Below are 234 nucleotides of genomic sequence, written 5' to 3'. Positions count from 1 at the left end.
GTCATCAACAACACGCTGCTGCCGCAGCTGCGCAGCGTATTCGATCTGGATTACACCCAGACGACGTTGATCGAATCGGTGTGGTTCATCGCCTATTTCGTCGCGTCGATCCCGTCGGCGAAGCTGATCGAGCGGATCGGATCTCAGAAATCGCTCGTCACCGGCCTGCTGATCATGGCGGCGGGTGCGCTCGGCCTGGTGCTGGCCGCCCGCATCCCGTCCTACGGCGTGACT

General features: G+C 62.0%; 1 protein-coding gene. It reads left to right on the top strand.

Translation table 11 applies throughout. The features are described 5' to 3' along the window. A partial coding sequence (locus AC0CH8_RS19170; protein ID WP_465241239.1) for an MFS transporter occupies positions 1-234 on the top strand: 234 nt, incomplete at both ends.

The organism is Sphingomonas sp. AC435, assembly GCF_979253005.1.
The sequence above is the reverse complement of the archived record's forward strand: the minus strand, read 5'-3'. Positions and strand labels throughout refer to the sequence as shown.